This window comes from Methyloversatilis sp. XJ19-13, assembly GCF_024580155.1.
Taxonomy (GTDB): Bacteria; Pseudomonadota; Gammaproteobacteria; order Burkholderiales; family Rhodocyclaceae; genus Methyloversatilis.
This window is the reverse complement of record NZ_JANINH010000008.1, coordinates 18,329-41,644: the sequence shown is the minus strand read 5'-3', so window position 1 is coordinate 41,644 and position 23,316 is coordinate 18,329. Positions and strand designations below refer to the sequence as shown.

Below are 23,316 nucleotides of genomic sequence, written 5' to 3'. Positions count from 1 at the left end.
ACGATGATGTGGCGTTGCCGTGCGCTTTCGTGGGCACGCGACGGCAGCGCGACCCGGCATGCAAGCGGACATCTGCGCCGCCCCTCTCTGGTGCCCCTGGAGGACGGAACATGACTTCGAATACGACGTCAATACGCCGATACGGCTTCGCGATGATGGTGGCCGCGTGCTGCCAGAGCGCATCGGCCGGCGAAGCCGGCCAGACACCCTGTGACCTCGTCGATACTGCAGATCTGGCTGAAATGGGCTTCGGCATCGTGCGCCTTCCGGCGACGGACGTGCTGAACCTCTACAAGGGCCAGGCCGATGCGCCGGTCGATACCCATACTGAAATCTGCACCTTCCTCGCCGGACGCAGCGGTGACCGCATGGGTCTGCAGCTGACGATAGAAACCTTCGGCGAGCGGGTCACACCCGCGCAACTCAGCGCCTGGACGGCCCTGATCATGAAGGACGACCCGGCCTACTTCTCGTCCATCCGCGTCGGCGACGCCAACTGCGAAACCGGCGAATTCGACCTCATCGACGAACGCACCGACGCGCGCGAGGGCACTCAGCACTATGTGTCGTGCGATGCACTTGAGCCGTTCGGCAACCATCGCGTCAATCTGTACTTCCAGGCACCGGAGTTCAAGGCGCTGCTACCAACCCCGGAAGAAGTGAAGGCGCTGCTCGACAAGGCGACCGGCAAGGTCAGGACGCGTGGCGCGATCAGCATCTGACGTTTCGTGCCGCGCACGTGACGAAGCCCTTGCGCACGATGTGCGCAAGGGCTTCGAGTGCTGCGGACGACTGCGCCTTACTTCAGGCGCATGTCGTTCTTGACCGACTTGACGCCACCCACGGCGCGCGTCACTTCGATCGCTTTCGTGATGTCGGCGGCGGAATTGACGAACCCGCTGAGCTGAACGACGCCCTTGAAGGTTTCGACGTTGATCTCGGCGACCTTCAAGGTCGCTTCGTTCAGGATGGCGGCCTTCACCTTCGTGGTGATGACGCTGTCGTCAACATACTCGCCGGTACCTTCCTGCTTGGAAGTGGCAGCGCAGCCTACGGCGCCGGCAAGGGCTACGGCCAGAAAGGCGGCCGACAGATATCGTTTGATGTCATGCATGGGAAACTCCTTTGAAAACGGCTGTTCGAGCGCCTGACGTCGCTCGGCAGGACATCGCACGCACGCGTTCGATGAACGGGACGAGCGCTTGGCGACCCTGTCTGTCAGGAAACGTCCGGCCATGCACCATCGCGCTGGCCGGAGCGTTCGCAGCATGCGCTCGCCATAGTTGAGCGTCGGTGCGCTGGCGTACAGAAATCACGGTATCAGCGCCATTCCGGCGGGCAGGCGTTCCAGTTGCTCCGCCTCGATGCACCGGCAGAACGTATCCGGCAGCGCCGATGCAGCGTCGACGCCGGCCCGGCACATCAGCCACACCCGGACATCCGGCCTCGCCTGGCGGACAAGGTCCAGCGTATCGGCGCCGTCGCCGTCACACAGACGTCCGCCGAGCAATACCGCCTCGATCTCCGCCCGGCCAAGACGTTGCAGCGCATCGGGCAATGTGGCCGCCCATTCGACGCGCAGGCGTGATGTGGCCAGCGCCATCAGTGCAAGCCGGATCCGACCCGCTCGCGCAAGGTCGGGTTCGAGCAGCAGTATCGTGCGCGGCAGCCGATGTCCGATGGGTTCGCCTGGCAGACGCAGACCACCGTCAGGCACCTGGGCTGCAAGGTCCGGAATCACTTGCCCGGCGTCGCGGAGTGGTCGGTGCCCGACCGTTCAACCGCTGCGGTCCGCAGATTGCCCTCCCACACGCAGTGAATCGACTCGCAGCGAAAGCGCTGTATCGATACGAAGCGACTGATCAGGCGGTCGACGAACCGTCGACGGATGCGGCAGACCACTGACGCGCAGCGAGGGCAAACACGCTTCAAGGCAGCCTGTCGGGCGTTCGCGTGCTGTCTTCGTTCAGCTTTTCGAACTGTTCGATCTGCTGTTCCGCTTCGTCCTTCGTGATGCCGTACGCTTCCTGGATCCGGCCGGCCAGTTCGATGCGCTTGCCGGCGATCACGTCGAGCTGATCATCGGTCAGCTTGCCCCATTGTGACTTGACCTTGCCCTTGAATTGCTTCCAGTTGCCTTCGGCGATATCCCAGTTCATTTCATGTCCTTTCGATTTACAGTTGAAGATTGAGCGCTGCATGCAGGTCGCCTGCAGCCGTTCCGTGTGACGGCGATGTTCAGCGGCGACGCATCAGCAGCGCCACCAGCAGTCCGGCGGCGGCGGCCACGCCGATCGCCTTCCACGGGTTTTCGCTGACATAGACGCGCGTGTTGTCCGCCGCGCGGTGCACCTTGTCCGACACCGCATGTGCCGCGCGGTCCAGGCCGGCACGGGCATCGGTCAGGCGCGTCTCGATCTTCGTGCGCGCCGCGGAAATTTCACCCGCCGTGCTGTCGATCACCTGCTTGACCAAGGCATCGGCATCGCTCACCACCGCTTTCACATCACTCACCAGTACATCCTTCTTGCCCTGGATGCCTGCGTCACCACCATTGAAATCCGTATTCATCGTGCCTCCTTGATTAAGGCGCAGCCGGCGGGCGGGCACAGCCCTGAAACTCGCCACTGCATTGAAGGTCCGGCGGACCCGCCGGGCGTTGACGACCCTGAAGCCAGGGTTCGCCCCGCGATGACAAGTGTGTGTCGCACGGCAAACAGCGTCTGTTCGGCAGCGAACGCAGCGCCCGCGGTGCGACCTTACTTCCCGTCGCTGCGTGTCGCATCCTTGATGCTGTCACCGGCATCTTCGAGCTTGTCTCCCGCCTTCTCGGTCGCATCACCGATCGCGTCCGAGGTGTTGCCCACCGCGGCATCCAGCTTCTTGCCGGCGGTTTCGGCCGGGCCTTCCTTCTGGCAACCCGACAACACAGCGAGAAACAGTCCGGCAACCATCACGGCACCCAGCTTTTGCGCATTCTTCTTCATGGAGAAACTCCGTCGTTCAACCGCATACCTGACACGGGTCATGGGGCGACACCGCTTCCGGTCGCGCCCCATCACCCCCCACACCGAGCCAGAGCTCGAAGGCTTGCTTACTTCTTGATTTCGCGTCCGATCAGACCACCGACGGCGGCGCCGCCAACGGTGCCCACCGCACTGCCGCCGGTCAGCACTGCACCGCCGACCGCACCCGCACCCGCGCCGATGGCGGTGTTGCGATCACGGTCCGACATGCCCGAGCAGGCGCTGAGCCCGATGAGCAATGCAGCACTGATGGCGATCGTTGCAATATTTGATTTCGTGTTCATGGTGTGACCTCGTATCCGGGTATCGCGGCCGGGTGGCCGCGAGGTGCTGCATGGGCGACCGACCTACTTGCCGGCGCGGATCTTTGCCGCGTCGATGCAACGATCCTTCGCGTCGCCCGCCAGGCTGTCGCATTTCTCCTGCTCGACGTCATAGCGCGCGTCGACCTTTTCTTCCTTCGCTTCCTTGCGCGTCTCGGCGTTCTGTTCGGCCGCCTTCATGCGCGCGTCACTCGATGCTTCGCCCGCAGCGGCGTTGCTGACCGACATCTTCATCTTTGCCGTTGCATCCGCCTTGGCCGTCGTTCGCGCGGCCTTGGCTTCCTCGACGCAGACATCCTTCGCATTGCCGGCGCGATCGTCGCACCGCTCGTTGGCAACGGCGTAGGCCGCATCGGCGCGCGCAATGCGGACGTTGTAGTCAGCCTTGTCGGACGGCTTGCGCTGCGCTTCCAGATTGGCACGGGCAATCTTTTCGGTGCCTTGCGCTTCGGCGACGCAGATGTCTTCGGTATTGCCCGACAGCGAATCGCAGGCCTTCCTGGCTACCTTGTAGTCCGACGAGATCTGCGCCTTGGCCGCCTTGTGCTCGGCCTTGGTCAGCGATTCGGCGATGGCGCCGGTGCTGAAGGCAAGGCCGATGGCAAGCGCCAGCGCATGGGTGCGGAGTGTGTTCATGGGGGTTCCCTTATCGTGATCTGCCGTCACGTCCCGGGCGGGGCCGGAGCGGCCACTGCATGGACGGACCCGGACCTGTGCAGTCCGGCACCATCACGGTATGCAGTCACACCGACGCTGTCTGTCTGCTGACACACAAAGGGTCTGTGCGTCAGCGAGCAGACGTCGGTCCCCTCCAGGCCTTGAAATGAAGCCTGCATCTCCGGACCCGGCCGCGGCACACCATGGCGTCGGGCGCACGTCCTGCCCACCCCACCCTGAATACGGAAAGCCATGATCCCCGACAGCCGGGCCCTGATCTTCACGCTGGCAGTCGTCAGCTTCCTTCTCGTGTCCCTGGAACTGCCCGCCGACAGCCGGCTGACACTCGGCGCATTCAGCCTCGGCGCCGGTGTCGCAGCACTCGCGCTGATGTCCGCTGCAGCGCTACTGGGCGCACGCTGGCAATGGGTCGAATCCGCCTTCGGCGGCCTTGACCGCGTGTACCGCACCCACAAATGGCTCGGCGTCTGGGCGCTGGTGTTTGCGTCCGCTCATCTCATGTTCAAGGCCGACAGCGACAGCTGGACGAAGGCGGCCGTTCTCGCGCTCGACCCGGCCGTCGCGCGATTGGCCCGACAGTCCGGTTTCGTTGCACTGATGCTGCTGGTCCTGCTGGCACTGAACCGGAACATTCCTTACAGCGTCTGGCGGTGGTGGCACAAACTGTCCGGGCTGGCACTGCTGGTCGTCGTGTTCCATGCCGTCAGCATCAAGTCGCCGATCGCCCTGGTCAGCCCGGCAGGTGTCTGGCTGGCGGCGCTGTGCGGCCTCGGCCTGGCCGCTGCGGTCTACAAACTTCTGCTGTATCCGCTGATGTCGCGTCACGCGGCATATGAGATCGTGGCCGTCGAGCACGGCCTCTCGGCGGTGCACCTCGATCTGCGACCGCTGGGGCAACCGATCCGCTTCGAGGCCGGGCAGTTCGCATTCCTGTCGCTCAGCGAGGACGGGCTGCGCGAACCGCATCCATTCACCATCGCCGGCGGCAGCCGGCCGGATGGGCGTATCCAGTTCATCATCCGGGCTCTGGGTGATTACACGCAGCGACTGGTGTCGAGTGCAAGGACCGGCATGCATGCCGACCTCTATGCGCCATTCGGGCGTTTCGAGCGCCTGCCCGACGCACGCTGCGAAATATGGATCGGCGGCGGCGTCGGCATATCACCCTTCATCGCGTGGCTGACCGATGCCGACGGCAAGCACTTCGATCGGGTGAGCCTGTTCTACTTCTGCAGCCCGGGCCGCGATTTTCCCGAGATCGACAGCTTGCGTATGCAGGCGGAGGCACGCGGAGCGGCCTTCTTTCCGGTCAAGGGGGGTGGCGCCGACCCGGCGTTCGGTCATGCCCTCGACGCCCTGGTCTTCGCGCACCCGCCGGCGACGACAGACATCAGCTTCTGCGGTCCGAAAGGCTTGCTGCAGGCAGTCCGCACGCGGATGCATGAACGTGGCATCCCGGCCGGCAACATCCGCTACGAAATCTTCGGGTTCAGATGATGCTGCAGGAAGAAACGCATCATCTGTCTCGATGCGTCAGGTCCGGAGGCGTCGGTATGGGGCTGCGAGCCGTCGCCGCCGGTCCATGCATGGCCGGCGCCGTGAATGATCCAGCGCTCGCTCCGACTCACGCCCGACGCGCCGAACGTGGCGGAACGGGTGTAGCCACGCTGCCCTTCGCCAGCAGGCGTGGATTCGGACGATGCATGTCCGCTCGCCGCATTCTCGCCATCCGGACCCGAAGCGGCGTACAGCGCATCGGCGTTCGACGGATGCACGGTGGTGTCGGCGTCGCCGTGGAAGACGATGCACGGCAGCCGGAGCACACTGTGTTCGGTCGGCGACAGCACGGCCTGCGGCAGCTTGTCCGGCCCGGACTCCATGATGCGCATGGCCGACAGCGCATCGTGTGCGCGCCCGGCCGCGATGCCGGAATGCACGCCCAGCGCGGCGAACAGCCCCGGATAATCGCGCGCCAGCACCGCTGCCATCGCGCCGCCGGCCGACATGCCGGCGATATAGACGCGCGCCGGATCGATGTCCTGGTCCTGCATCACCCGGCGCGTCAGGCGGGCGATCAGGGCCGCGTCTCCGGCGCTGTTCGACACGTCCTGCAAGGCGTACCAGTTCCAGCAGCGCAGCGCATGGGCACCCATTGACTGTTCCGGATACAGCACGACAACGCCCGAATCTTCCGCCACCTCGTTCATGCGCGTGCCGGCCGCGAACTCGGCGCCCCCCTGATTGCAGCCATGCAGCATCACCAGCAGTGGCGAGGGGCCGGCGGTACGGAATGCGGGTTCGTACAGCAAGTAATGGCAGTCGGCGCCCTCGACCTGTGGTCCGGCGCCGAAACGGCCGATCAGCCGACCGACCCGCCGGCCGTCCGGCGCGGTCGGATGACCCGACCCTTCGGCCGCGGGCGGATCCGGTCGCAAGCGCGAAGGACTTCGCGGACTGTCCGCTGCGCGAATGGTGGATGCCGCCCTGATCAGATTCATCATTGCGCCGCCCAGCCCTGCCAGCCGCGCTTGCTGCCGTCGCCAGAAGGCTTGCCAACCAGAGGCGGCCTGAGGCGACCGTCGACCGGCCACGCGCGGACGCGCGGCGGTCGCGTGGCCGGGCAGCCACCCGGCCATCGGCGGAACGCGGCGCGCGATGCGCCGGCCGAGCAGGTCGAGCTTGCGCTCGTAGGCGTCGTCATCCGGATCGCATGACGCGAGTTCGTCCAGCAGACGCCGGATCACCCGTCGTCGCCGGGTCTGTTCGATCTGCGGGCTTGTTTGCATGACGTTCCCTGGGGCGGGGCGGCTGCGGCCCCGCTCCGACGGACGGCCGGAACGCAGGCGAGCGGCGCCAGTTCAACCTGAATGTGCGCGACAGGCCTCATCCGGTCTGTGCGCTGCCGCACTCCGACCGCCCGGGACCACGGAGCGCGCCGGCACGGATGTGCGCAAACAGACAGACAGCAGATCTGCCGGCGCTCAGGCTGCAGTCGAAGCTTCACCACCACGGTCCGCCACCCGGCCGCAGTCGATGGACACATTGCCCAGGGAAACACCATGACCATGCACACCGCGCACACCCGCCTCGCACCTTCACTGCCGGCCACAGCCCGGACGACCTGGCCCTTGCTGGCACTGGCACTTGCCGCCATGTTGCTCGGCGCCTGCGCCTCCACGCCGCCGCCGGTTGAAAAGATGGCCGTCGCTGAAGCCGCAGTCGAACGGGCCAGCAGCGCCGGCACCCGGGAGAACGCGCCGGCGGAATTGCAGATCGCCATCGGCAAGCTCACCCGTGCCCGTCAGGCGGTGGCGAACAAGGACTACGAACACGCCGGCCATCTGGCCGAGCAGGCCGAACTCGATGCTCATGTTGCCGAAGCGCATGCCCAGTCGGTTCGCTCGCAGCGCAGCGCCACCGAGTCGCAGAACGCCGCCCGCGTGCTGCAGGAAGAAATCAACCGCAAGATCGTTCGCTGACCTGAACGGTCAGCGCATCAGGAGCCCCCAGATGACACCCCAAGCCAAGATCCGCACACTGTGCATCGCCCTCTTCGGCGCCTCGCTGGCCGCCTGCAGCAGCGTGCCGGAGCGCAACAGTGCACTCGACCAGTCACGCGAACGCGTCGCCGCGGCGCGCAGCGACCCGCAAGTCAGCGCGCTGGCTGCCGACGAACTGCGCGACGCGGAAGCGTCCGTCAGCAAGGCCGAACAGGCCTGGACGGCGGGCACGCGCAAGGACACCGTCGACCACCTCGCCTATCTGGCCGACCAGCGCATCCTGATCGCCCGTGAAACCGCGACCGGTCGCGCGGCACAGGCCGTGACCGCGGGAGCGGCCGCCGAGCGCGACCGCATGCGGCTCGCCGAACGGACTGCCGAGGCCGACAACACACGCCGCCAGCTGATCGCCTCCGAGCAACGCAGCCAGGTCAAGAGCACGCAGCTTGCCGCGGCCGAATCGTCCGCGCTGCGCGATCAGGCCAGCATGGAACAGAGCCGGTCGCGCGTCGAAACGCTGGAAGCGGAACTGACGGCCCTGAATGCGAAGAAGACCGACCGCGGCATGGTCGTCACGCTGGGCGGCGTGTTGTTCTACAGCGGCAAGGCGGATCTGCTGTCCAGCGGATCGGCCGACATGATCCGTCTGGCCGATTTCTTCAAGCGCAACCCGCAACGCAGCGCAACAATCGAGGGCTATACCGACAGCGTAGGCTCCTCCGCGAGCAACCTCGCGCTATCCGGGCGCCGGGCGAATGCGGTCATGGCCGAACTGGTCACGCTCGGTGTGGCGTCCGACCGCTTGAGCACGCGCGCATTCGGCGAAGATCAGCCGGTGGCCGGCAACGACACGGCCGCCGGTCGGCAGATGAACCGGCGCGTGGACATCGTTTTCGGGCCGCCGCCGAGCGGCGTATCAAGCAGTCAATAAGCAGGCGAGGGTGCGCCCGGGGGCCCGTCTGCTGCCGCAAGGTATCCAGTTCGCAGGCGCCGCCAGTGCGAAAAGCCGGACGGAAGAATGTTCCCGGGGCGTAACATCGGCAGGCAGCGGCCAGCCAACCAACACCGGACCATTGATGCAAAGCGACTCACGAGACGTCCGGGAAGCGGGATTTCACCAGGCGGATGCCGCCACCCCGCCACTTCCGGCTTCATCCAGGCTCGATGCGACCGTTGCCGCATGGCAGACGCTGCACGCAAGTCTTTCACCCCTCATCGGCCAGCGCGGCATGACTGCGCTCCTCAAACGCAGCCTTTACCTGACGCGTGACACCCATCCTTGGCTCGCTCCGGTGTGTGACGCTGCGGCCGGGCAGGATGTACTGGTGTCGCTGCGCAGTGCATTGCAGCTGCAGTCCGAAGCCGAAGCCGCCGTCGCCCATGGCGCGCTGCTCGAAAACTTCCGTGCTCTGCTGTCGACACTCATCGGTGCATCACTGACCGAGAGGTTGCTGCGGCCGGTACTCGACAACAATTCAAGCGGCTCGGCCGCGCAGGACACCTCGCAATGACCACCGGCAAAGCAAGCATCAATCGTCTGAAGACGGGTGTTCCAGGGCTCGACGAAGTGCTCGGCGGCGGGCTGCCGGAGTTTTCCTGCAATCTGATCGCAGGCCCACCGGGCTGCGGCAAGACCACGCTGGCGCACCAGATCATGTTCGCACTGGCCACGCCTGAGCGGCCGGCGATCTATTTCACCGTGCTGGGCGAACCGCCGCTGAAAATGCTGCGCTATCAGCAGCAGTTCGATTTCTTCGAACTGGACAAGCTGAACCGCTCGATCCGCTTCGTGAATCTGGCCGACGATGTCGCCTGCGGCAATCTGGACAAGGTACTCGAACACATCGTGGCCGAGGTGGAAGCGCGCGGACCGGGGCTGGTATTCGTCGATTCCTTCCGGTCGGTCATTCTGGCGAGCCAGAACGAAGGCACGTCCTTCATCACGCTGCAGCACTTCATCCAGAATCTCGGCGTGCTGATGACGAGCTGGCAGGCGACCACCTTCCTGATCGGCGAATACTTCAGCGATTGCGACCCAAACCCGATCTTCACCGTCGCCGACGGCCTGATCTGGCTGCGCCAGAGCGTTGAACGCAACTCGATGGTGCGCAAGATGGAAATCATGAAGATGCGCGGCCAGCCTTCGCTGCCCGGTCTGCACACCTTCCGCATCAGAAGTTCGGGTATCCAGGTGTTCGCGCCGCCGCAGGTGTCCGGCGCACTGCGCGTCGACCGCGCGGCGGCCGGTGCTGCCCGCGTAGGCATGGGCGTGCCCGGTCTGGACGACATGATGGGTGGTGGCCTGCCGCGCGGCTTTTCGCTGCTGGTCGCCGGCCCGTCAGGCTCAGGCAAGAGCACCCTGGCCACCGCCTTTCTGACCGAAGGTGCGCGCCAGGGCGAGACGTCGGTCATCGCCGCCTTCGAACAGCGGCCGCGGCTGGCCCAGGGCGCAGCGCTTGCTCCGCTGATCCGGGCCGACCGCATCGGCGTGGTCGACAGTAGCGCACCCGGTGTATCGGTCGACGAAATCGCCCGTCTGCTGATCACCGAAGTCGACCGCATCAAGGCGAGCCGGGTCGTCATCGATTCGCTGTCCGGCTTTGAGCTGGCGCTGGCGCCGACTTTCCGCGCCGACTTCCGCGAATCGCTGTCCCGCCTGGTATCGGCGCTGGCGAGCACCGGTGTCACCGTACTGATGACCTCGGAGCTGGAAGACCGCTACAACGACCTGCGCTTCAGCCCCTATGGCACCGCCTTCATGACCGACGCCATCATCGTGCAGCGCTATGTCGAGGTCGACAGCCGGCTCAAGCGCGTGATGGCCGTGGTGAAGGTGCGCGGCAGCGCGCACTCGAACGAGCTGCGCCAGTTCACCATCGCCGATGAAGGTATCCGCATCGGCGAACGGATCACGGGCCACGAAGGGCTGCTCGGCGGGCAGCCGGCACGGCGCGACCCGGAAGATGCGAACGGCGCGGGTCTGCAGGGTTCGGCAACCTGACTCGCCACGGCGAGTTCAGGTCATCATGAACACTCGGTCGCCGGACGACGAACTGCCCGCCGCAGCAAGCAAGACCGTCGCGCAGTTCGAAGCGCAGACCCAGGCGCTGAAAGACGAACTGACGCGGCTGCAGTGCGAGCTCGAAGACCTGAAGCATGCTTTCGGTGCGACACAGGCCGCCGACCTGCTCGAAGCGAATGAAAACCTCGTGCTCGCTGCACTGCAGGCCGAAGCGATAGCGGAAAGCGCCACGCTGACGCTGGACGAACTGGCACGCAACGGCCAGCGCGATCCGTTGACCGGTACGCCCAACCGCGCCCTGATGAATGACCGGCTCGACAGCGCCATCACGCTGGCCCGGCGGCGCAGCACGCACATCGCGGTGCTGTTCGTCGATCTCGACTACTTCAAGCCGATCAACGACACGCTCGGTCATCCGGTCGGCGATGCCGTGCTGTGCCAGGTCGCACGTCGACTCGAAAGCGTGGTGCGTGACTCCGACACCGTCAGCCGCTACGGCGGCGACGAATTCCTGGTGCTGCTGGCTGAAGTCAACCAGGCATCGGATGCGGCCCAGATTGCCGCCAAGATGCTGGCATCGCTGGGCGAGCCCTGCCATGTCGGAGACATCGCGCTGCGCCTGTCGGCCAGCATAGGCATCGCCCTGTTTCCGGAAGATGGCGACGACGCCGGCACATTGATCGACCGCGCCGACGTTGCCATGTATCGCGCCAAACGCGAAGGCGGCGGCTGCTTCGACTTTCACCGCGAAGACATCGCGCGCGCCGTCGGCCTGACACCGCGCGTCGGTCCGGTCCGGCCGCTGCCCGCATCGCATCGCGAATTCGTTCTGGCCGAACGTGAAATGCATGTGCGCAACCTGCGTGAGGCGAACGAAAACCTGACGCTGGCGCTGATGTCTGCGCAGGAACTCGACGAACAGGCCAATCAGCTGCGCTGGCAGCAGATCCGCTTCCTGTCGATGGTGGCCCGGAACCTGCGCAAGCCGCTGCGCCCGATCCGCACGGCAGCCGGGCTGTTCAGCCGCGCCCGGCAGGACGAGGCGTTGCGCGCACGGCTGCCGGCCATCATCAAGCGCCAGGTGCGCCGCATGTCGAGGCTGGTCGATGATCTGGTCGAGTCGGCCCAGCCCGGTGGCGCCGACGTCATGTTCGAACGGCGGCCGATCGATCTGATGACGGTGCTGGGTCAAGCGGCCGATCAGGCGCACCGCGCGCTCGAATGCAGGCGTCAGCGTCTGGTTACCTCCTGGCCGGGCGGATTGCCGGCTGCGCGGGGCCATGCAGTGCGCCTGATCGGCATCATCGCCCGGCTGCTCGAAAACGCATCCAGCCATTCAGCCGACGGTAGCGAAATACGCCTTTCGGTCGACACGGTCGATGGATGGGTGCGGATCACCGTATCGGACGACGGCGCAGGCGTTGCAGCCGACGCGCTGCCCACGATCTTTGCGCCCGCCGAGTCGACCGTACCTTCTCCGCGCCGCCGCGGCATGCCGCTGCACATGCTGCGCGATCTGGTCGAAGCACAGGGCGGCACACTGCTGGCCACCAGTGGCGGACCCGGGCTCGGCAGCCAGTTCTCGATCAACCTGCCGCAGGACGAGCCTGCGGTCGCCATGCTGCAGGGTTGAAGGCGCTCAGTGCGTGCTGGCTGCGGCGGATTGCACGGCACGCGCAGGCGCAGCCGGTATGACTTCCACCGCCAGCGCAGCACCCAGCAGGAAGATCTGGCTCGATCCGTAGAACCAGATCAGCAGCGCAGCAAAGGAGCCGGCCGCACCCAGCGCCGATTCGGTGGCGGTGGTCGCGATGTACAGCCCGATGCCGTAGCGCCCCAGCATGAACAGCATGGCAGCGAAGCAGGCGCCGACCGCGGCGTGCAGCCAGGGCATGCGATGGTCGGGCAGCCAGCGCAACAGGGTGGCGAACAGCAGCGCGATCACGCCGAATGAAAACACCGCTTCGACCAGCACCACCACCGGCAGCAGCACCGGCCAGTGGCTGGTCACCTTGTGCATCGCCAGCAGCACCGCGGTCTGCGCGACCAGCGCCACCGCGAGCAGAAAGCCGCCGCCGAGCACGATGCCCAGCGCGAGCAGCCTGACCTGCAGCAGCCGGAGCCAGGAAAATGGCACGGCCTTCTCGCCCAGCATGGCCTGCAGTGCGGCGCGCAATTCGATGAACACGCCGGTTGCACCGATCAGCGTGCCACCCAGCGCCAGCCAGGGGCCCAGCGTGCCGTTGCCGTCACCACTAGAACGTTCGCTCGCACGCTGCAGCAGATCAGACACGGTACCGGCTTCGCGCGGACCGATCAGACCGGACAGCGCATCGATCAGCGCCACCTGCGCACTTTCGTCGCCGAGCACCCAGAACATGACGCGGGTCACGACGACGATCAGCGGCGCAATCGCAAACGCCGCGTAGAACGCCACTGCCGCGCCGTACGTCACGCCGCGCGCGTCGTCGTAGCGGCGCAGGGTCGCCAGCGCGATCCGCCACACTACGGCCAGCGCGTGCGGCAGCTTCATGCCGTGACCGCCTGTACCGGCGAGCGGGCGGCCGAGGTCACATTCGCCGCAGCGATCACCAGATGGCGGCTGTGATCGCCGGCAGACGCCAGATCCAGCCACTCACCGACCGCCAGCGGCAGCAGGCCGGCCGCTCGCGCGCGGGCGATATCGACCAGCGCACCCGCCGCACACACGGTAACTTCGTGCCGGCGACCGGCACGCAGCACGGTCAGCGTCACCTCGGGCCAGTGGCTGGGCAGACGAGGCACCACACACAGGCGGCCCTGACGCACCCGCAGGCCGCATATCGATTCGATGGCCGCGTGGTGCATCCAGGCGGCCGAACCGGTGTACCAGCTCCAGCCGCCGCGTCCGGCATAGGGGGGCTGGGTATAGATGTCGCCCGCCATCACATAAGGTTCAATCCCATAGGCGACGCCCCGCACCGCGTTGTCCGAGCGGTGGGCCGGACTGAGTCCGGTGAAGGTGCGCCAGGCCGCGTCGACGTCACCCAGTTCGGCCTGCGCCATCAGTGCCCAGACCGCAGCGTGCGCGTACTGGCCGCCGTTCTCGCGCACGCCGGGCGGATAGGCCTGGATGTAGCCGGCATCGGGCCGGGCGTGCTGCAGCGGCGGATCGAGCAGTCGCACGAGGCCATTCGTCTCGTCGGTCAGCAGGCGGTCGACCGATGCCATCGACGCCTGCTGCTGCGCCGGTGTGGCCACGCCGGACAGCACGCCCCAGGCCTGCGCAATGAGGTCGATGCGGCATTCTTCGTTGCGGCGCGAGCCGAGCGGCGTGCCGTCGTCGAAGAAGGCACGCACGAACCATTCGCCGTCCCATGCCTCGCCGTGCAGGGCATCGCGCCAGCCGGCAGCGGCCAGCTGCCAGCGTTCGGCGCGGCCTGTTTCGCCCTCGGCGTGCGCAAGCACGGAAAAGCGGGCCACCACCTGACACAGGAACCAGCCCAGCCAGACCGACTCGCCGCGTCCTTCATGACCGACCCGGTTCATGCCGTCATTCCAGTCGCAGGTGCCGATCAGCGGCAGCCCGTGCGTGCCGACCGCGAGACTGCAGTCGATGGCCCGTGCGCAGTGTTCGTACAGCGACACCGGCTGCGTGCCGACCCGCGGCACGTAGTAGGCGTCTTCCGCACCTTCGGGTATCGGGTCGCCCTCGAGGAACGGCACCAGCTCGTCGAACACCTCGACGTCGCCCGTGACCTCGATGTAGCGGGCCGCGGCAAACGGCAGCCACAGGCGGTCATCGGAACATCGCGTGCGCACGCCGGCGCCGGTCGGCGCATGCCACCAGTGCTGAACATCGCCTTCGGGAAACTGGCGCGACGCCGACAGCAGCAGCTGGGCACGCAGCAGCGCAGGCGCGGCGACGCACAGCGCCATCGCATCCTGCAGCTGGTCGCGAAAGCCGAAGGCGCCGCCCGACTGGTAGAAGCCGGCACGCGCCCACAGGCGGCAGGCCACCGTCTGGTAGGGCAGCCAGCGATTCACCAGCACATCGAACAGCGGGTCGGGGCTGCTCACCGTGACGGCATCGAGCAGCCCGGCCCATCTTGCGCGCACGGCCTGCTCGCGCTGCACGGCGCCCTGCTCCGCGGCGGTGCGCGCCAGCGTGCCGGCGGCACGCGGAGAGTCCGCGTGACCGAGCAGGAACACGTGGGTGGACGCCTCACCCGGCGCCAGACTGACCGTCGCCGACAGCGCGGCGCACGGATCAACGCCGAGGGCGTCCTGCGCGCCGAGCCGGTCCGGCATGACTTGCCGGCCGTCCGGGCCGAACATTTCGCGCCGGTCGCAGGTCCAGTCGGCCAGCGTGGCGACACCCGGTCTGCCGTCGGCGCCCTCGCGCTGCAGCACAACAAAGGCGGTACTGTTGCCGAAGCCGGCATGGCCATCGCACTGGGTGGCCAGCAGCGCCTCGATCGGCCGCGCCGAGGCATCGGCCGGCGCCAGCCGCGCGAACATCGTGCGGACCGACTGGCGATCGGTGCGCAGCGCGCCGATCACCCACTCGAACAGACCGATCACCCGCAATGACTGGGCGCGGGTACCGCAATTGGTCAGCACGATTCGCACCTGTTTGATCGACTGCTCCGGGTCGACGCACCAGATCGCCTTCACCTCGATGTCGCCGCGCCGGTGACGCAGCGTCGTCAGGCCCTGCCCGTGTTCGATGCGGTAGGGCACATCGGCTGCAGCAGCGCCAGCGCCGATGCTCCAGATGTCGCCGCTGCGCAGGTCCTGCAGATGAAAGGCTTCGCCGCCCGCATCGCCGACCGGATCGTTGGACCAACCGGTGATCTGATTCAGCCGGCTGTTGCCGGCCCAGGAGTAGCCGGTGCCGGCTTCCGACACCTGGCTGCCGAAATCCGGATTGGCGAGCACATTGATCCACGGCCGCAGCGTGCGGTGCGCATCGGTGACCGTGAAGCGGAAATCGCCGCTTGCACCGTCGAATGCACCCTTCGGCGGCAGGCCGATGGCGCCGTGTCGCGCGACGGGCAGTGCCGTCGCCGGCTGGTCGGCACGCGCATCGAGGGCGTTGTCATGCCAGTCGACCAGATCCTGCACGTGATGCGACAGCGGCCGGCCGTCGGCGTGCAGGCTGGCGCGCGCCAGCGCATTCAAAGCTGCGCGCTCGGCCGGCGACAGATCGTCGGCGTGCACCAGATACAGGCCGCAGGCACGTGCCGACGCCGTCGCGACCACCTCGGCCGCGTAGCGCTCGCGCAGGGCGGCCAGTTCGGCCTGCAAGGGCATCAGATAGGAGCGCGCCTCGCTGTTCATCACCACCAGATCGCAGGTCAGTCCGCCCCACGACCACCAGCGCAGCGCCTGGAACAGCGACCTCAGCATGCGGATGCCCTGTTCGGCGCTGGCACACACCACGATGATCGGCCGGTCGCCCGACATGCCCAACCGCCACAGCGCGCGCCGGTCGTGCAGCGCGCCGCCGGCCGGCGCTTCAAGCGGTACCGGACGCGACATCAGCAGTGCGAGTGTCGTCGTCAGCAACTGGATGGCGGCGCGATCGTCGGCATTGACCCGCATTTCGCGCAGCCGGATGCTCGCAAACGTGCCGGACATCAACGATGAACGTTCGACCATGGCGTCCTGCCGGTAGCGCTCGACCAGCGCCTGCAGCGTGTCGCGCGCATCCGCGGCCGCGGTGCCGATGGTGAGCGAAGCCATGCCGTGCGCCGGCAGGCTCAGGCGCATCGACAGCGAAGCCAGCGGGTCGAGCCCGGTCACGCAGTCCTGTTCCGGTGCATGCGGGGCGATCGACGGCTCCGCCGCCTTGCTGTAATCCGCCCGCGGATGCGCGGCGTCGCAATGGCGCCCGAGCCAGCGCGCGCGGTCGGTCTGCACCGCGACCGACGTCAGGTGCAGGTCGGCGTGCGCGATGAAATGCACGGCGTGCAGCCCGCTTTCGGTCGACAGCCGCGGCTTGCGCGAAAAGTAGGCGGCACGGCTGGCTTCATCCCAGGTCGCCTGGACGAACAGCTTGGCGAAGGCCGGATGCATTTCGTCGGCGCGCGCGTCGGACAACGACACTTCGAACATCGACATCAGTTCGACTTCGATCGGCTCCGACGAGGTGTTCCACAGCTCGATGAGGCGCAACTCGACGTCGTCTTCCGGGCTGACCCATACGGTGCAGCGCGTGCGCAGGTCGGCCCACTGCGCGTCGAGACAGACGCGGTCACTGTGGAAGGTGGCACTGTAGTCGGCCCGCGGGTCGGCCGCAGGATGCTGGGTGATCGACACCGGTGCGGCGTCCGGCGTGCGCCGGAGATAGAAGAAGGTGCCATAGACATCGCGCAGCGCGTCGTCGCGCCAGCGCGACACGTCGGCCGTGCCGAAGCGGCTCCAGCCGGCACCGTTGGCGCGCAGCGCGACCGAATAGCGACCATTCGACAGCAGGTGCGTCGGCTGCAGCGCCGACGCCCCCGGACTGACCAGACGGGTGACGCCGGGCAAGGCATCGCGCCGGTCGTTGCGGGTCGGCGCCGGCGGCGGCGCGAGCAGTCGCGAAACCTCGCGCGGCACGCGCTCCTGCAGCAGCGACGCGACGGCGTCGATGCGCGGCTCGGCCATGCACCAGCGCCGTGGCGCACCATCGAGCAGCAGGTTGGCCAGGGCAACGATGGTCATGCCCTGATGGTGAGCCATGAAGGTACTGACCACCGTGAACGCGCTGCCGTCGGTCTGGCGGTCGGCCACGAAGTCCAGCGCCTCGGCGAACCCCAGGTCGCGGCGGGCGTTCATGCCTTCCATCCGGCGCAGGTTTTCCAGCGCGGCGGCCGGTTCGACCATGGCCGCCAGCGCCGGGGCATAGGGCGCGACGACGATTTCGTCGGCTGGCGTGCGGCGCAGCGCCAGTCGCGGCACGCCCTGTGGCGAATACTGGTAGGCCAGCGTGTGGTCGCTCGCGGCATAGGCCGATTCCGACAGGCCCCACGGCACGCCGTGGGTGCGCCCGAAGGCCCGGTGCTCGCGCACGGCGGCCTGCGCGGCGCTGGCCAGTGCGCTGCCCGGCAACTCTTCGAGCACCAGCGACGGCATCAGGTATTCGAACATCGAACCCGACCAGGAGCGCAGCCCCGCTTCGCTGCCGGTCGCGAAGAACGGCCGCCCGAGCGCGGCCCAGTGCTTGACCGGCACGTCGCCCTTGGCGATCGCCCACAGGCTGGCCAGCCGCGCCTCGGAGGCGAGCAGGTCGTAGTAGCTTTTGTCGAGCGTCTGCTCCTCGACCAGATAGCCGATGTGGAACAGGCGCCGGCGCTCGTCGTACATGAAGGCGAATTCCGCTTCGAGCGCCAGCCGACGGCACTGTGCCGCCAGTGCGATCAGGCGCAGCGGTGCGTTGCATGCGTGGTCGGCGCCGTCTGCCGGTCGCGCCGCCAGCGCGTCGCAGGCACCGGCCAGCGCGATCAGGTGACCGCACAGATTGCCGCTGTCGACCACCGACACATAGGCCGGCGCCAGCGGCGCGAGCGTCTGCGTGTCGTACCAGTTAAGGAAGTGGCCGCGATGTCGCGGCAGCACGGCCAGCGTGGCCAGCGTCCGTTCGCAGCGGGTCAGCAGTTCGAGCGTGCTGATCCAGCCGAAACGCCGCGCGCAGGCGGTCGACAGCAGATAGAGGCCGATATTCGTCGGCGAGGTGCGCTGCGCGACCATCATGTACGGCACGGTCTGCACATTGTCAGGCGGCAGCCAATTGCTGGCCGGTCCGACATGGCGCTCGAACAGCCGCCAGGTGTGGCGCGCCACATCGAGCAGGTAGGCGCGATCGCCGGCGGCCAGCCTGTAGCGATGCCGGTGCGCCGATGCGCGGCTGGCCAGCGCGACCCACAGCGGTGTGGCCGCCCACAGTGCGCACACCGAAAGGGCAAGCCAGGGTGACGCCGTCCCGCGCCACCAGAGCAGCGCAAGAACACCCGCCGCCAGTGCACTGACCGGCCAATGCACGCGCCACAGACCGGCCAGGCTGTGCCGTGCCGCCGACTGCGCATCGGCTGCAGTGGTCCATTGCAGCAGGCGTCTGCGGCTGATTGCCGTGCGCCACAGCGCGCGCACGATGGCGTCGCCCAGATGCAGCGCGTTGCGCAGCAGCAGCGCCAGATTCCACAGCATGCCGCCAAGCGCGCGACCGATATCGACCAGCCCCTGCTGATAGAAGTGACGCAGCGCGAGGTCGTCACGCGCCGGTGCCATGCCGGCCAGTGCGCCGAGCAGCGGGCCGCCGCCGAAGGCAGCGCCCATCAGTGCGAGCACGCCCCATGGCGACAACACATCGCTGCCGAACGCGACCAGCAGCAGCACGACCGAAAACGGTGCCACCAGCGAACGGCGCAGGTTGTCGATCATTTTCCAGCGGTTGATGGCATTCAGATCGAAGCGGCGGGCGCGCCACAGCAGCGGCCACAGCTGCCAGTCGCCGCGCGTCCACCGGTGCACGCGCGAGGCGGCGACGTCGGCGTGCATCGGCGCGTCCTCGATCAGCGTGATGTCGCTGACACCGCCGCAGCGCGCAATCGACCCTTCGAGGAGGTCGTGACTGAGCACCTGGCCTTCGGGCAGCCGCCCTGACAGCACGGCCTGCATCGCCTTGACGTGAAACAAGCCCTTGCCGGTGAACGTGCCTTCGTCGAACAGATCCTGATACAGCTCGGAGGTTTCAGCGCTGTACGGGTCGACACCGCAGCGGCCGGCGAACAGGCTGTGGAAGGGTGTGGCGTGCAGCGGCGACGGCAGCGGCGTGACGATGCGCGGCTGCAGCACCGCATAACCGGACACCACGCGGCCGCGCGCGACATCGACCCGCGGACGATTCAGCGGATGCGCCGCCACACCGACCAGCTCGCGCAAGGCCCCTGGCGGCAGCAGCGTGTCGCTGTCCAGCGTGACGACAAAGGGGGTATCGGGCGCCGGTTTCGAACGCGGCCCCAGATCGACGAACCCCGACAGCCCGCCTGCCAGCAGGTCGATCAGTTGTTCGAGCTTGCCGCGCTTGCGTTCCCAGCCCATCCAGCACTGTTCGCTGTCCGACCAGAGCCGGTCGCGATGCAGCAGCAGGAAGCGGCGATGGCGCGGGCCCTCACCGATCGCGTCGGGCGGATACAGCGCTTCGAGCCGGTCGATTTCGGTGACGGCGGTGGCCAGCAGTGCGGCGTCCGGCCCGTCATGCGCGACCTTCGAATCGTTGAAGTCGGTGAGCAGCGCAAACTGCGCGTACGGCTCGCAGTTCGCCAGATGATGGCGTTCAAGCTGGCGCGCCAGCGCGCGGATGGCGGTGGCCGACGACAGCATGGCCGGGACCACGACCAGCACGCGCAGCGTGGGTGGAATGCCGGCGAGCAGCGCCAGCCGCGGCAGGCGGCGTGGCGGTACCCATTCGCTGATGAGCCGGTTGAGCACGGCGATCACCGCTTCGCTCGCCGGCAGCAGCGCCAGCACGGCCAGCATTGCCCATATCGGAGCGGTGACGGACGGTGCCACGGCATGCTGCATGAACCCCAGCGCAAACAGCACGGTGCCAAAGCCCAGCAAGGCGAGATAGACCGGAACAGCGTATCGGTTGCGCAGTTCGCCGAAGCCGGACAGAACGGCCGGACGCAGGCCCAGCGTCCGGCGCATCGCTGCGCTTCCCCCGCCGCGCAGCCAGAAGCTTGGCGACTCGATCGGCGACGACGGGTCGAGCTCCGGATCACTGACCGGAACACGCATATGCTCAAGCAGCCGCTCCGCCACCGCCAGTTCGCTGTGGCCGCTCGTGCGCGCCAGCCGCTCGATGGCATGCAGCGTGGCGTCCTGCGTGTCGTCGCGTTCGGCGCGGAAGGTCGCTGAAGCCAGCATCAGCTGCATCAGCATGCTGGTCTGCGCGATCAGCGCGCGCCAGTCGGCGTCGCCCAGCATGCGCAGCGAACCGATGGCGTTGCTGACGCTCAGATTGTCGGCCGCTTCGTCGGCCTGCTGCCTGGCCTGCGCGCTGGCCGGGTCCGGCAGTGCGCGCGCCAGCGCTTCACGCACCGACTCGCGACCGCGCAGGCCGGCTGCCGAGCGCGATCCGGAATCGGAATGCAGCCGCTGCATCACCTGCAGTGCAAATACGGTACCGACACGACGCGCCTGCATCAGGCCGAACATCGCGTCGGCGTCGATCATGCGTGCGTGGCCGCTCGCCTCGCGTTCCAGCCCGTCGCACCACAGATTGGCGAGTTCGCGTGCCGCCTTGTCGGCCGCCACGCGCTCGGACAGGCGGCGCAGGTTTTCGATCAGCACGACGCGCAGCGTGGTCGGCAGGGCCCACAGTTCGCCGAGGTTCAGTTCGCTGGTCTGCTGGTAGGCATTCAGGAATTCGATCAGCAGATCATCGTTGAAGGCGCTGTCGGTGTGCGCGACGAAGGCCCAGGCGACGCCGTAGACACGCGGCAGGCCGGCCAGATGATCGCCGACCAGCACCGGCAGGTCGCGGAAGTACCGCCGCGGCAAACCGTCATGCACGGCCTTGATCTGGGCGGCCACCAGATGGAAGTTGTCCAGCAGCCATTCACCGGCCGGACTGACGTGATGGCCGATGCGTTCCTGCAGCCCGATGTAGTGCTGCGCCTCGCGCAGCACCTTCATGTTGTCGTGCAGGCGCGGGAAGAAGGCGGTCGAGCGCGGTGCCTTGAGCCGCGCGGTCTGCGCCTCGCCCAGACTGCGGCCGTGTTGCCGGAAACGTTCGGCGCTGAACAGCTCGCCGCGGATCGGTGACTCGATCACGCCGCGTGACGGATCGATCAGTGCGAGCGCCTCGGCGCCTGCGTCGGGTATCTGCCGGCGCAGTCGCGCCCGGGTCATGTAGACATCGTCATTGGAGCCCTGGGCCGTTCTTACAGCGACAGGCCGGCGAGCAGCAGGGCCGACATCACCAGCAGCAGACTGACGAAACGCGGCGCCAGGAAGGCATCGACGGCCTCGGCTGCACAACGCATGCGATGCATCGGCCCGAGTGCCACGACGCACTGGCTGAGATGATCGTTCAGGCAGGTCGGGTCCGGGCTGGCGGAAGAGAATGTATTGGCAGGCATGCGATCTCCCGGGACGTGAAGCGATGTGAAGATTCGACCGGGCGCAGCGCTGACGGCTGCGCGGTCACTGTTGCCGGACGCGGCGATCGACGTTTCAGTCGCGCGGCCTTCCGGCGCGTCCGACGATTGACAGCAGCAGCGTTGCCGCGGCGCCCAGCGCGGCGGCAAACAGCAGGGACCTGACCGGCTTTTGGCGGACGTAACCCAGCGTCGAGTCGGTGGCGCGCACTGCCTGGTAACGCAGTCGCTGCGAACCGTCGCGTACCGCCGCCACACCGCGGTACTTCATCTCGTCGGCGCGGTGCGCCAGCCGGTCGAACACCGGCGCAACCTGCAGGCGGGCGCTGTCCACGCAGTCGGCCAGTTGGTCCAGCGTCTGATGGGCGATCTGGTTCGACGAGCGAATCACCTCCCCGGCGGTGTGCGCCATGGCCTCCGCAAAGTTGTCGGGCGCAGCGCCGAAACCGTCTTGACGGTCATTCTTGTTGCGATCATTCATGGTGTGCCTGCTTTCTCTGATCAGGGGTGGCCAGCGGCCCGCAAACGCCTCATCCACGACGGACAAGACCGAACACGAAACTTGCAACGGCAAGCACGATGAAGACGAAGAACAGTATTTTCGCGATGCCGGCGGCACTGGCGGCGATGCCGCCGAAGCCGAACAGCGCGGCGATCAGGGCGATGACGAAGAACACGATGGCGTAATGCAGCATGACAACTCCTCCTCGATGACGGTGCCCCCCGGCCTCTGACGGGGTTGCAGCGCGAAGCCATGGAAGAAACGGGGTGCGAGGCTCACTTTTCCGGGGCATCCCGCCACAAGGCCTATTGAGCTCTCGGCGGCCGGGACCGTCTGTGCGGTGGCGAACGTGGACGGCGACAGGCGCGCTAAGTGGTCCACCGCACGGACCGGGCGGTTTCGTCACGCCAGAGTGGGGCGGTGTCCGGCCGCCACCCGCCCGGGTGAGCCCGCTCGGACAACGACCTCCAACCACCCGCTTTGTACTGCCCACCCGCTGTCCCAGACTTTCGCCGAGGAACGCCATGAACACCGAATCAAAGCTGTCAGATGTTGCCGTCCTGCGCGAGCGCGCCCGCAAGCATGTCGAGGATGGCGCCGTCACCGCCGGCTATGACGCCGATCGCACGCAGGTGCTCAAGCTGTTGAACGAAGCGCTGGCCACCGAACTGGTGTGTGTGCTGCGCTACCGCCGCCATCACTTCATGGCGAGCGGCATTCACTCGCAGTCGGTCGCCGGCGAGTTCCTGACGCATTCGAAGGAAGAACAGGGCCATGCGGACGAACTGGCTGCACGCATCGTGCAATTGGGCGGCTCGCCCGATTTCTCGCCCGATACACTGACCGCGCGCAGTCACGCCGAATATGTCGAAGGCGGCACGCTGGCCGAAATGATTCGCGAAAATCTGGTCGCCGAGCGCATCGCCATCGACAGCTATCGCGAATTCATCCTCCATCTGGGCGAGCAGGACCCGACCACACGTCGCATGCTCGAATCGATACTGGCTGTGGAAGAGCAGCACGCCGACGAACTGGCCGACCTGCTGCAGGGGGTGGCGGTGTAAGGGCGGATGCCCCCGACGCCCTGTGCCTCGATGAAGACGGGGCCGGGACAGGCAGCGCCTGTCCCGGCCCCC

At 67.2% G+C, this 23,316-nt stretch carries 21 protein-coding genes; 8 read left to right on the top strand and 13 right to left on the bottom strand.

Translation table 11 applies throughout. The features are described from left to right. Positions 1-110: 110 nt before the first annotated feature. Complete coding sequence (locus tag NMQ14_RS12005) at positions 111-722, top strand: hypothetical protein (protein ID WP_257096467.1); 612 nt, start codon at positions 111-113, stop codon at positions 720-722. A 77-nt stretch (positions 723-799) separates the two neighbouring features. Here NMQ14_RS12005 and NMQ14_RS12000 read toward each other — a convergent pair whose 3' ends face one another. The 7 genes from NMQ14_RS12000 to NMQ14_RS11970 all read right to left on the bottom strand — a co-directional run bounded on the left by NMQ14_RS12000 (position 800) and on the right by NMQ14_RS11970 (position 3,985). Next, positions 800-1,114, bottom strand: a complete 315-nt coding sequence (locus tag NMQ14_RS12000) for a BON domain-containing protein (protein WP_257096466.1) — start codon at positions 1,112-1,114, stop codon at positions 800-802. Between the two features lie 198 nt (positions 1,115-1,312). Then, positions 1,313-1,603, bottom strand: coding sequence for a hypothetical protein (locus NMQ14_RS11995; RefSeq protein WP_257096465.1), 291 nt, complete (start codon positions 1,601-1,603; stop codon positions 1,313-1,315). 325 nt (positions 1,604-1,928) lie between these two features. Then, positions 1,929-2,159, bottom strand: a complete 231-nt coding sequence (locus NMQ14_RS11990; RefSeq protein ID WP_069037647.1) for a CsbD family protein — start codon at positions 2,157-2,159, stop codon at positions 1,929-1,931. A 79-nt stretch (positions 2,160-2,238) separates the two neighbouring features. After that, positions 2,239-2,571, bottom strand: a complete 333-nt coding sequence (locus NMQ14_RS11985) for a YqjD family protein (RefSeq protein ID WP_257096464.1) — start codon at positions 2,569-2,571, stop codon at positions 2,239-2,241. Between the two features lie 188 nt (positions 2,572-2,759). Then, positions 2,760-2,987, bottom strand: a complete 228-nt coding sequence (locus NMQ14_RS11980; protein ID WP_257096463.1) for a hypothetical protein — start codon at positions 2,985-2,987, stop codon at positions 2,760-2,762. Between the two features lie 107 nt (positions 2,988-3,094). Further along, the gene (locus NMQ14_RS11975) at positions 3,095-3,310 is read right to left on the bottom strand and encodes a glycine zipper 2TM domain-containing protein (protein WP_257096462.1); all 216 of its coding nucleotides are present in this window, start codon (positions 3,308-3,310) and stop codon (positions 3,095-3,097) included. A 63-nt stretch (positions 3,311-3,373) separates the two neighbouring features. After that, the gene (locus NMQ14_RS11970) at positions 3,374-3,985 is read right to left on the bottom strand and encodes a hypothetical protein (RefSeq protein ID WP_257096461.1); all 612 of its coding nucleotides are present in this window, start codon (positions 3,983-3,985) and stop codon (positions 3,374-3,376) included. Between the two features lie 273 nt (positions 3,986-4,258). Here NMQ14_RS11970 and NMQ14_RS11965 point away from each other — a divergent pair, with 273 nt between their 5' ends. Beyond that, entirely contained in the window at positions 4,259-5,524 is a 1,266-nt protein-coding gene (locus NMQ14_RS11965) for a ferric reductase-like transmembrane domain-containing protein (RefSeq protein WP_257096459.1), read from the top strand. Here the strand turns inward: NMQ14_RS11965 and NMQ14_RS11960 are convergent. Then, positions 5,500-6,813 carry a PHB depolymerase family esterase gene (locus tag NMQ14_RS11960; protein ID WP_257096457.1) on the bottom strand — a complete coding sequence of 438 codons (1,314 nt, stop codon included), beginning with the start codon at positions 6,811-6,813 and terminating at the stop codon, positions 5,500-5,502. The genes NMQ14_RS11965 and NMQ14_RS11960 overlap by 25 nt on opposite strands. Positions 6,814-7,086: 273 nt before the next feature. Here NMQ14_RS11960 and NMQ14_RS11955 point away from each other — a divergent pair, with 273 nt between their 5' ends. From NMQ14_RS11955 to NMQ14_RS11935, 5 genes are all read left to right on the top strand, one after another. Beyond that, positions 7,087-7,506 (top strand): DUF4398 domain-containing protein, encoded by a 420-nt coding sequence (locus NMQ14_RS11955; protein ID WP_257096456.1) that lies wholly within the window; start codon positions 7,087-7,089, stop codon positions 7,504-7,506. A gap of 31 nt (positions 7,507-7,537) precedes the next feature. Beyond that, positions 7,538-8,458: an OmpA family protein gene (locus NMQ14_RS11950; RefSeq protein ID WP_257096454.1), complete on the top strand. Its 921-nt coding sequence runs from the start codon at positions 7,538-7,540 to the stop codon at positions 8,456-8,458. A 298-nt stretch (positions 8,459-8,756) separates the two neighbouring features. Continuing rightward, the gene (locus tag NMQ14_RS11945) at positions 8,757-9,038 is read left to right on the top strand and encodes a hypothetical protein (protein ID WP_257096452.1); all 282 of its coding nucleotides are present in this window, start codon (positions 8,757-8,759) and stop codon (positions 9,036-9,038) included. Then, the gene (locus NMQ14_RS11940; protein ID WP_257096449.1) at positions 9,035-10,528 is read left to right on the top strand and encodes an ATPase domain-containing protein; all 1,494 of its coding nucleotides are present in this window, start codon (positions 9,035-9,037) and stop codon (positions 10,526-10,528) included. The genes NMQ14_RS11945 and NMQ14_RS11940 overlap by 4 nt, the downstream gene beginning before the upstream one ends. A gap of 25 nt (positions 10,529-10,553) precedes the next feature. Then, positions 10,554-12,182, top strand: coding sequence for a diguanylate cyclase domain-containing protein (locus NMQ14_RS11935; protein WP_257096447.1), 1,629 nt, complete (start codon positions 10,554-10,556; stop codon positions 12,180-12,182). 6 nt (positions 12,183-12,188) lie between these two features. Here NMQ14_RS11935 and NMQ14_RS11930 read toward each other — a convergent pair whose 3' ends face one another. From NMQ14_RS11930 to NMQ14_RS11910, 5 genes are all read right to left on the bottom strand, one after another. Further along, complete coding sequence (locus NMQ14_RS11930) at positions 12,189-13,082, bottom strand: YihY/virulence factor BrkB family protein (protein ID WP_257096445.1); 894 nt, start codon at positions 13,080-13,082, stop codon at positions 12,189-12,191. Next, entirely contained in the window at positions 13,079-21,430 is an 8,352-nt protein-coding gene (locus tag NMQ14_RS11925) for a GH36-type glycosyl hydrolase domain-containing protein (protein WP_257096442.1), read from the bottom strand. The genes NMQ14_RS11930 and NMQ14_RS11925 overlap by 4 nt, the downstream gene beginning before the upstream one ends. 32 nt (positions 21,431-21,462) lie before the next feature. Continuing rightward, positions 21,463-21,660, bottom strand: coding sequence for a hypothetical protein (locus NMQ14_RS11920; protein WP_257081093.1), 198 nt, complete (start codon positions 21,658-21,660; stop codon positions 21,463-21,465). Between the two features lie 94 nt (positions 21,661-21,754). Further along, positions 21,755-22,159, bottom strand: a complete 405-nt coding sequence (locus NMQ14_RS11915) for a hypothetical protein (protein WP_257096440.1) — start codon at positions 22,157-22,159, stop codon at positions 21,755-21,757. Positions 22,160-22,208: 49 nt separating this feature from the next. Next, positions 22,209-22,373, bottom strand: coding sequence for a DUF1328 domain-containing protein (locus tag NMQ14_RS11910; protein ID WP_069037660.1), 165 nt, complete (start codon positions 22,371-22,373; stop codon positions 22,209-22,211). Positions 22,374-22,704: 331 nt separating this feature from the next. Here NMQ14_RS11910 and NMQ14_RS11905 point away from each other — a divergent pair, with 331 nt between their 5' ends. Then, entirely contained in the window at positions 22,705-23,244 is a 540-nt protein-coding gene (locus NMQ14_RS11905; protein WP_257096438.1) for a bacterioferritin, read from the top strand. Positions 23,245-23,316: the final 72 nt, after the last annotated feature.